The sequence below is a fragment of the Streptomyces sp. NPDC048483 genome (genome assembly GCF_040651455.1).
Taxonomy (GTDB): domain Bacteria; phylum Actinomycetota; class Actinomycetes; order Streptomycetales; family Streptomycetaceae; genus Streptomyces.
The window spans coordinates 109,574-119,281 of record NZ_JBEZJZ010000015.1; the positions used below are offsets into that span (position 1 = coordinate 109,574).

5 protein-coding genes and 3 pseudogenes are annotated in these 9,708 nt (G+C 71.0%); all 8 read right to left on the reverse strand.

All coding sequences use genetic code 11. The annotated features are described in order from the left end of the window. Window positions 1–79: 79 nt before the first annotated feature. A complete protein-coding gene (locus tag AB0D04_RS11280; RefSeq protein WP_362701865.1) occupies window positions 80–409 on the reverse strand; it encodes a hypothetical protein in 330 nt (109 codons plus the stop codon). Window positions 410–687: 278 nt separating this feature from the next. Then, window positions 688–3,495: a hypothetical protein gene (locus AB0D04_RS11285; RefSeq protein WP_362701867.1), complete on the reverse strand. Its 2,808-nt coding sequence runs from the start codon at window positions 3,493–3,495 to the stop codon at window positions 688–690. Beyond that, window positions 3,492–4,604: an AAA family ATPase gene (locus AB0D04_RS11290; RefSeq protein ID WP_362701869.1), complete on the reverse strand. Its 1,113-nt coding sequence runs from the start codon at window positions 4,602–4,604 to the stop codon at window positions 3,492–3,494. Before AB0D04_RS11290 ends, AB0D04_RS11285 begins: the two co-directional genes overlap by 4 nt. A 12-nt stretch (window positions 4,605–4,616) precedes the next feature. Continuing rightward, the gene (locus tag AB0D04_RS11295; protein ID WP_362701871.1) at window positions 4,617–6,101 is read right to left on the reverse strand and encodes a VWA domain-containing protein; all 1,485 of its coding nucleotides are present in this window, start codon (window positions 6,099–6,101) and stop codon (window positions 4,617–4,619) included. Further along, entirely contained in the window at window positions 6,098–7,525 is a 1,428-nt protein-coding gene (locus AB0D04_RS11300; protein WP_362701876.1) for a hypothetical protein, read from the reverse strand. Before AB0D04_RS11300 ends, AB0D04_RS11295 begins: the two co-directional genes overlap by 4 nt. After that, window positions 7,526–8,026 (reverse strand): annotated as a pseudogene (locus AB0D04_RS11305) (hypothetical protein); the annotation flags it as partial. A gap of 233 nt (window positions 8,027–8,259) precedes the next feature. Then, window positions 8,260–8,919, reverse strand: a pseudogene (locus AB0D04_RS11310) (hypothetical protein). Window positions 8,920–9,253: 334 nt separating this feature from the next. Further along, window positions 9,254–9,708: pseudogene (locus AB0D04_RS11315) on the reverse strand (FAD-dependent oxidoreductase); the annotation flags it as partial.

The following is a 9,708-nucleotide window of genomic DNA, read 5'->3' on the forward strand; positions in this document are numbered from 1 at the left end:
ATATCGCGTGGACGGTCTGGTGGGCCGGCGGTCTGGTGGTCTGGTGTCCCGGCTCCTTGCTGCCGCCCGGTCTGGGACCTCACGCCGTGACGGTGCCTGGTGCCGAGTTCAGGACATCCCACTTGGCCAGCATGTCCGATCCGGATCCGGAGCCGGTGAGCGTGACCTTGCCGGAGTGGACCGTATCCAGCTCCTCGACCTGCTTGCCGTACCACTCGATGGCGGTCAGCGTGAACTGTGGCGTGGCCGTGCCCGCGTCGCCCGCGGAGCGGGGGCGGTGGAACACCATGCCCAGCCGAGCCGTCCCCTCGATGCAGCGGACCACGCACACCGCCACCTCGTCCGCCGCTCCGCGAGTACCCGGTGTCACGGACTCGAGGGAAATGATGCTCAGGGTCGTCTTCTCCATCACGTCATCCTCCACGTCAGTGGGCCTCCGGGCGAGGCGCGCGATCTGTGGGGATGGTCCTCTGTTCGCCGGCAGGACGGCATTCGGATGTACGGGGCGCGGCCGAACCCCGCGCCCCGGGCCCGCCGGGTGGAGGTGACGGCCGCCGCCGAGCAGTGGCTCGCGGAGGGCGGCCGGCTGCGGCGGGACCTGGAACCGCCTCCCGCGCGCCGTCGGAGCGCCCGTGGGTCGGGCGCTCCGACGGTGGATCTGCTGTGCGGGCTGTCACCGCACCGAGGTCATGGGCCGGCCAGAAGCACCTCCAGTGCCACCGCTGTATCCGGGTGGCGAGCGGACAGTGCCGCGCCCGACGGGGCAGGGCCCGCCGCTTCCCACGTCCCGTCGCAGCCCAGCAGACCCGCCACCGCGTCGCATGTCGCGGGGTGGGCGGCCAGCAACACGCCACCGCTGCCGCCGCCCGCGCGACGTACCGGCGGGACGGCTCCCGCGTCCGGCCGGTCCCGCCACGGCGGTACCCACTCGTCGAGCGCCGCGAGCCTGCCGGGGAAGATCCGCCCGGCCTCGCGGATCAGCAGCGGAGCCAGCTCGGCGCCGCCGGACCGCAGGGTGCTGATCAGGGTCGGCAGCCACGGCAGGAGCACCGGATCCGGCAGTCGTGCGAAGGCGTTCGACACCGCTTCCACGACGAAGTCGGCCAGCTGCGGCACCGGCTCCAGCGCGTGCAGGAATCCGCTGAGGTAGCGCGGATAGGCGGGCACGACGAGGGGGTTGGCAAGGAGGTCGTCGCACCGCGTGCGAAGGTCCGCACGGGAGAGCCGCCCGAGCTGCACCTCGGCCGCCCACAGCAGCGCCACCTTGGACGGCTCCTGCGGATGCGACTGCGCGAACGCCAGCTCCAGCTGGGTCCGGTCGCAGCCGAGCGACAGCGCCAGACTCTCCATGCTGAACAAGAAGCCCAGCATCGCGGCGACCTGGCGGACGGTCGCGTCCTCGTCGGTGAACGCCGTCGGCAGCAGAGTGCAGTAGTGCGCGTAACCGGTCTTGACGAAGGACTCGATCCACGACGGCAGCACCGGCTCGCTGGTGCGGTAGTACGCCAGCAGCCTACGCACCCGGCGCAGCACCTCCGGTGCGCCGTCGACGCTGCGTTCGGTCGCCAGGACCTCCAGGGCGCGGGTGCCCAGTTCGTCGGCGAGGCGGCGGCTGCGCAGATACAGCGTCGCGTCCTCGACGGCCTGAAGAACCGTCGCCGTGGTCGCCTGCGGACCGTACGCCGTGCGACGGAGGCGCTGCTCCAGGACCTGCTCGATGCTGACGCCCTCGTAGCCGAGCTCGATGAGCGCCCTCTGGTGGGTGCCCAGCGCAAGGTCCCACGACTCCTGGATCGGCCGCTCGCCGAGCCGACGTTCACCCATGATCGGCCGCGCGGCGCCCGACGGCATCAGATGGCGCAGCATCCACAGCACGTCGGAGCACTGGGCCAGTTCCGGCCGCGAAGCCATGTCCAGCAAGGCCCGCTGCACGCCGCGCTGCTGAAGCTTCAGGCCCAGCGGCGCCAGCCGGTCGTGCACATCGCGCGCCAGCGGCGGCAGCGCGTCGTAGCCGACTTGGCCGACCCGGTCGCCGCCCATCATGATCTCCACGAGACGGCGCACATCGCGCCGGCCCGGCACGGTGTCCTTCTCTATGCAGGTGATCGCCGCGTCCTGGAAGTCGTACGGCGTGGGCTTGGCCCGATCGCGCATCCCGGCCAGCAGGATCGACGTCTCGAACACGGCGATGGCATCGGCGGTGGAGGCGAGGTAGCCGTTGCGGCGCGCGGCGCGCACAATCTCCACCGACCAGCCGAGCAGTTCGGCCTCGTCCAGACGGTCGAGGACGGGTGGGCGCTGCAGGAAACCGGAGAGCTTGTCCGCGGGTGTGTCCGTCGCCGCGGGCACGGCCGGTGCCGCGGCTTTCCTGGGTTTCGTTGCCTTCTTCGCACCCGCCTGCCCCGCGAGCCGGAACGGCTGCACCCGTGTGCGCCGGATGTTCTTCGCCCACTGGGTCGCGGCGATCGACACCGAGCCGGCGGCGAGGCCGAACTGCGCCTCGATCGCCGCGTGGCTGGACGGGATCAGGCCGTGCTGCCACGTGCTCGCACTGGGCGGGCTGATCTCAAAGGTGTCGGTGCCCTGGACGCCGAACTCCGCGACACGGCTGGCCGCGTGGAACGCACCGCAGACGTACAGGCAGTCCGCGGGATCGGTGCCGGACGCGGTGAGGTGCGCACGCATCCTGGTCCACATGTAGCGCTCGCGGTCCTCATCGACGCGTACCCGCTCCTGCTCCCCGGGTGCAAGACGCCGGAACAGGCTGCCGATCAGGAGCATGACCTGCCGGTAGGTGTCGTGGTCGCTGTCGCCGAGGGGCAGCTCGACGTACTGGTGCCACCACTCCGACCAGTGCCGCACCCGGCCGTGGTGCAGCAGGTGCTCCTCCAGTTCGGCGAAGCGCGGCCGCAGATTGCCGATCTCCACGCCGACCGCGTCGCCGTGCAGCGCGGCCTCCGCCTCGGCCGGCGGCGCGTCCGGATCGGCGGGCTCGGCGGCTTGCGTTTCGCGCGCCTGCCACTGGAACACATGGTCCGAGGAGCGGTCCACGAGGACCAGCTCGACGCCCGGCGTGTCCAGCGCATAGGCGATCGCCTGGTACTCGGCCGACGCCTCGGTGATCGGTGCGACGACCGACAGCGGCGCCCACTCGGCCGGGAAGCCCTCGACCTCGCTGGCGAACGCCTGCACCGCCACCGGGAGCCTGCAGTTGCGCAGCTCGGACAGGAGCGGCGCCATGTCTTCGCACAGTTCCAGGTAGACGACCTTCGGCTGCTTCTCGCGCAGCCGCCGCGCCATCGCGATCGCCGAGGCCGGCGAGTGGTGGCAGACGGGGAAGATCTCCAGCGGTTCGCGCACCGCACGGTCGACGTCGTCGACGATGCCGAGGAGGATGCCCTCCAGGGCGTCGGGCCCGTCGGCGAACGCCGTGGCGGCCTCCTGCAACTGCGTGCGCAGCGCTTCGAAGGCCGTCCCCTCGGGTACGGGGCTCATGACAGGGTGGCGATCGCGTCGCGGCCGCCCTCCAAGAACTCCGGCCAGGACCCGCCCTCTTCCTTGCTGCGCGGCTCGACAACGCCGTGCAGGTACTTGTTGAGGATGGCCAGGTCCTCCGGCTCGCGTCGCGCCAGCGATCCGACGAGCGAGGAGGCGAGGGTGCCGGCCGTCAGCGCGCGCTCACCGAAGAAGTTGCTGTGCAGGATCGCGTCCTCGAGCACGCCGATCTGCTCGGCGGTCGACAGCGCGGACTCCAGTTTCTCGTCGTCGCTGCCTGCTGCGGCGGCGGAGGCGCGCAGATCGGCGAAGCTCTGCAGCAGCACGTCCAGCAGCGTCGGCGGCACATCCAGCTCGATCTGGTGACGGCGCAGCAGCTCCTCGGTGCGGAAGCGGACGATCTCCGCCTCGCTCTTCTTGTTGGTCACCACCGGGATGCGGACGAAGTTGAAGCGGCGCTTGAGCGCGGACGACAGGTCGTTGACGCCCCGGTCGCGGCTGTTGGCCGTGGCGATGACCGAGAAGCCGGGCTTGGCGAAGACGATGTTGTCGCTGTCCAGCTCCGGGACCGAGATGTACTTCTCCGACAGGATCGAGATCAGCGCGTCCTGGACGTCACTGGTGGAGCGGGTGAGCTCCTCGAAGCGGCCGATTGCGCCGGACTCCATCGCGGTCATGATCGGCGAGGGGATCATCGACTGCCGCGACTGGCCCTTGGCGATCACCATGGACACGTTCCAGGAGTACTTGATGTGGTCCTCGGTGGTGCCGGCCGTGCCCTGGACCACCAGTGTGGAGTTGCGGGAGATCGCGGCGGACAGCAGTTCGGCGAGCCAGCTCTTGCCGGTTCCCGGGTCACCGATCAGCAGCAGGCCGCGGTCGGAGGCCAGCGTGACGATGGAACGCTCGACGAAACTGCGGTCGCCGAACCACTTCTGCGAGATCTCCCGGTCGAGGCCATCGGAGCGCTCGGATCCCAGGACGAACAGGCGGACCATCTTCGGCGACAGGCGCCAGGAGAACGGCTTGGGGCCGTCGTCGACCGACTCCAGCCAGTCCAGCTCCTCGGCGTACTTGATCTCGGCAGGGGCGCGCAACAGGTCGGACATATCAGGGCCTTTCTAGGCGAGGAACGTCTTGAGTTCGTGGACAAGCTTGCGGATGTGGCCGGAGAGCACCGGCGTGCCGAGGTCCTTGAAGCGCTCCCGGAACCACGGGTTGACGCTGGCTCGGCCGGAGCTGGTCACCGAGCCGACCGGGATGAACTTGGCGCCCGAGCGGTGAATGGCGGCCATGCTTTCGAACAGTGGCTCGGTCTGCCATTCGTAGAAGTCCGAGATCCACACCACGACGGTGTTGCGGGGCTCGGCGATCTTCGGCTGGGCCAGTGCCATGGCGACCGTGCCGTCGGTGCCGCCGCCGAGGTTGGTGCGCAGCAGGGTCTCGAAGGGGTCGTGCACCCACGGCGTGAGGTCGAGCGCCTGTGTGTCGTAGGCGATCAGGTGGACGTCGACCTTGGGCAGGCCTGCGAAGATCGAGGCCAGGATGGTGCAGTTGACCATCGAGTCGACCATGGAGCCCGACTGGTCGACGACCACGATCAGTCGCTGAGGCGTCGTCTTGCGTGCGGTGTGCCGGTAGAAGAGCCGGTCGACATAGAGCCGTTCCTCTTCGGGGCTCCAGTTGGTGAGGTTCTTCCAGATCGTGCGGTCGATGTCCAGGTTGCGGAACACCCGCTTGGGCGGCACCGAGCGGTCCAGGGCGCCGACCGTGGCCTTTTCCACCTGGGTGCGCAGCACCTCGGCGACCTCGTCGACGAACCGGCGGATCAGGGCCTTGGCGTTGGCCAGTGCCACGCCGGACAGGTTGTTCTTGTCGCGCAGCAGCTGCTCGATCAGCGACATGCTCGGGGTGAGCTGCGCGGCGAGCTTGGGGTCGGCGAGCACCTCGCGAAGATGCATCCGCTTGACGAGGTCGGCTTCGAGGGCACCGAGCTCCGGGCCGATCGCCGGAATCAACCGGCTGAGGTCGGGTGTCGTACCGCCGCCGCCGGAGCCGGTCGGGCTGACGCCGGATCCCGCGGCGCCTCCTGCGGGGCGGCCGCCGCGCAGCTCCCCGGGACGGCAGCCGAGCGCGCGCTCCAGCCAGCCCGCGTCGGACTGCCAGCGGGCGAGCTGCCCGGCGGTGACCGTGCCGGAGCCGGAGGCGAAGACGTTGAGCAACACCTTCGACACCAGTGCCGCGCGCCGCACCTCGGCGGCACGGTCACGGCCGCCGTCGTCATCACCCTCAGCTGCGGACTCGGACTCGGACTCGGACTCGGACTCGGACTCGGACTCGGACTCGGACTTGGGCTCGGGCTCGGGCTCGGGCGCCATCAGGCCGTCGAATTCGGCGGCCAACTCGGGGTGGCGCTGCACGATCGAGTCGACGGAGGCCTGCGGATCCAGCAGCGCGGACGGCAGGCCGATGTCCTCGACGACCGCGAGGCTCGCCGATTCCAGCGTCGCCTGCTCCTCGGGGTCGAAGAGCCGGGCGAGGAGCCGCCAGTACAGGACCTGACGGCGGTTGTCGTCGGCGGTCACCTCGGGATTCTGTTCGGTCATTTCCGCAACAGCCTTCCGGCGCGCTCGCGCAGCACCGCTGCAGCGTCGGTGGCGGCCTTCTCCGCCTTGACACCGGCCTTGTCGGCCGTGCCCCCGGCCCACGCCCCGGCGTGGAGGGCGACAGCCTTCTTCCGCACGGTGGCTTCGACGGCGAGCGGTTGGATGCTGAACGTCCCGGCGTCCCAGCGGAGCAGGCCGATGCACGCGTGCGCCACCGCAACGGCGTCCGGGGTGAGCGGCCCGGCGGTCGGAAGGCGGTCGGTGTCGACGGCCAGACGGTGTTCGGCGACGGCGAACGTCACTACGCCGTCGTCCCTTTGGGCGGCACAGCCCTCCAGGAAGACGGGTACGGCGATGCGCGCCGGGTGCCGGTCCAGGGGTGCGGTCGCCGAAGCGGTAGCGATGGGCAGGGCCACGCGGGCGGTGGCAAAGGCATCGGCGGGCTCGCTCGGGCGTGCCTGCTCATCGCTCCAGATCAGATCGCCCTCAGCGGTGATCGGCATGTCGGCGAGGTCCATCGAGCGGCCTTCGCTGACGGCTGCCAGGAGCGACATGTGCGGGCGGAGCAGCTGCCAGAGGCCGGCTCCGACGACCGTGTCGGGCTTCGGCACCGAGACGCCGGCGCGCACCAGGCGGGGCGCGGCGCCGTCCGCGGGCTCGAACACCGCGTGGACCTGGGCTTGTGCGGCGGTCGCGTGTTCCTGCACGTCGATGCCGAGGGGCAGGAGGCGGCCGGTGACCGTACCGGTTACGGGCACGTCGGCCGCACCGGGCAGCGTCAGCAGCATCGCGCGGGACCACAGGTCGGCCCAGCGGCGTGCCGGGATGCGTTCCAGGGCCGCGCCGGGGCAGGATGCGGCGAGTTCGGCGGCGAAGCCGTCGAGGAGCGTCGCCAGGCGGCGCAGGGCCGGGTCCGGAAGCATCGCGGAGACGACTTGCGCCGCCCCGGAGACCACGTCGTGGTCGATGCCCTGCCACCCGCAGCGCGCCAGATCGGACAGCCAGGAGCGGGCGGCGGCGAGCAGGTTCGCCGCCTGCTGTCCGCCGGGCGCCGGAACGGCTTCCTCGCTGTGGGGCCGACCCGTCGTTTCCTCGACGCGGGCCACCAGTGCGTCGTGGACGGAACCGAGCAGTGCGGCGCGGGCGGCGGCGAGGGCGACGAAGTGGTCTTCGCTCGCGGCTCCGGCCACCGCCTTCTCGGCCGCCTCGGCGACCCTGGCAGCCAGCGGCGTCCCCGCGACGGCGTGGGCGAGCTCCGTCAGCCCGGCGGCCTGGGCGGGGTGGGGACGGAGCAGGCCGGCGACGAGAGCCTGGTCGAAGGCGTCGACGGCCGCCAGGGCTTCGTCGAGCCCGGCGATGGTTTCGGCGAGCAGGTCCGCGCGCTCCTCCTCGCTCGAACCGGGCTCGCGCGGGGGCACCCCCATCGCCACCGCCCTGGTGGGCGGGAACCACTGCATCTCCGGCAACGGCGCGGTGGTCGGGGCGAGTTCCAGGTAGGCCAGGTGGCGTAGGAACCGGCTGAAGACGGAAGCGGCGGCCTTGGAGTCCCCCTTGGGCGGACGCGTACTGACCATGTCGGAAGCGATGGTGTGCGCGCTCGGCTCCCCGTCCGCGACCTCGACCCTCAGGTAGCGGGCGACGCGCTCGGCGCCGTACTGCAGCACCGCCTCGTTGATCAGGGCCCGGATGTGATTGCAGAACGAGCCCCGTGCGCCGCCGCAGGGCCGGTTGTTGTTGGTGCTGCAAGCGAACGCGTAGGTGCCGGCCGCGATCGATGAGACATAGACCCGCTCGATGTCCGAGCCGCTGGACACCACGCCCTGCAAGCGTCCGTCGGCCAGTTCGACGAACGGGACCTTGGCGAGCTTGCGCGGCCGTGCGGGGGGTATCACCCGTGCCGTGCTCGACCTTTCCCAATCTGACAGCACACCATCTCCTATGCACCAAGAGGACTTCCGCGCCACGACGGCGGGACACTGCTGAACGTACTGGCGACCACTGACAACGCCGATCACGGCCGCACGGCCGCACGGGAGCTCCCCGGCCTGTGAGCCCCGGAGGATGCGAAAGGAGAAGGACGAGGAGAAGGAGAAGGAGAAGGAGAAGGGTGAACAGAAGCGAGCGGACGCGGCAGTGAACGCGGAGGCGGCCGCGGAGTTCACGCGTTCGCGGTGAGTGTGCGCACGGCCGCCTCGGCGTCCCGGTCATCGGGCAGGTAGCACAGGAAGTGATGACCGGGTTCGTCGTCGGCGGCGGCCAGTTTCACGTACCGCAGCCGCAGTTCGCCCGCCACAGGGTGCCGGAAGTGCCGAACCGCCGGCTGGTAGACCGCCGTCTCGCGCTGGTCGTACCAGCGGGCCGCGTCCGGGTCCTTGATGATCTCGCCGACGATCTCGGCGTACCGCCGGTCGTCGGGGTGACGGGCGGCGTTGGCGCGGAACTGGCCCAGCAGGGCGGGCGCTTCGTGCTTTCAGTTCACAATCAGGGTACGGGCCGGTGCCCAGCGGAACACCAGCCACAGCAGGTTGCGCCGCTTCGGGGCCAGTCGCGCGAAGTCCGTCAGCAGGGCCGCGTAACCGGCGTTCCAGGCCAGCAGGTCCCAGTGCGGGTCGAGGACCACGGCCGGGTTGGGTGCGACCGACTCCACCAGCGACAGCAGGTTCCGCGACACCCGGCCCGGCGGCTCCGCGGCCGGTGTGCTCTCCTCCGCGAAGGGCAGCACGTGCGCGGTCTCGGCCCCGTCCGGCCGCAGCGCCCGCGCCACCGAACGCCACACCTGCTCCGATGTACGCACCCGCCCCTGCTTCCTGATCGCCACCGCGCTGACCGTCCCCCTGACGCTCGCGGCCGCCTGGGGGCGCGCCCGCTACCGCTGAGCCGCCCGGACCGACGGAACCGGCCCAGCAGGGCGCTCGCTTCGAAGACCCGGCCCACCGCGAAGTACGACAGGTACTCCGGCCCACGGAACAGCCGCAACGGCCGACCGCGCGTCGAACCCGAGGAAGACGGCTGGGGAACGCCCACAGTCCGTGGGTGTTCCCCAGCCGGAGCCAGGCTGAGACAACCGGGGTCATCCCGGCGGCCGGTCGAGCAGCGCTCCCACCGCTCCGACGTCGATCAGGGCCCCACCCTCCCGGGCCACCACTGCGCGCTCAGCCGACGGCAGCGCCGAACCACTTCGGCAGCCGGCTGAGCAGATCCTGCTGATCGTCACCGACCCACGCCACGTGGCCGTCCGGCCGCAGAAGCACCGCGGGCGCGTCCAGTTCCTCGCTGACGGCGACGACATGGTCGACCCGGTCTGCCCAGCCCGCCACCGAGAGCCGGCCGGTCTGGTCGAGCAGTAGCCCGCGGCCGCCGCGCATCAGCTCGTAGAGGCGGCCCTTCTTCAGCCCCACATCCCGCATCCGCCGGCCGAGCAGTTCGTGGCCCTCGCCGAAGTCGTAGCGGACCCCGACCGCAGTGGTCATCTCGGTCAGGTACCGGTTCACCAACTCGAAGTCCAACAGCTCCGAGAACAACTCCCGCAGCGCCACCGCACCCGGACCGGCCTCCAGCAGCACGCCCTGCGCGCGGGTGTTGGCCAACACGCGGGCGCCCACCGGGT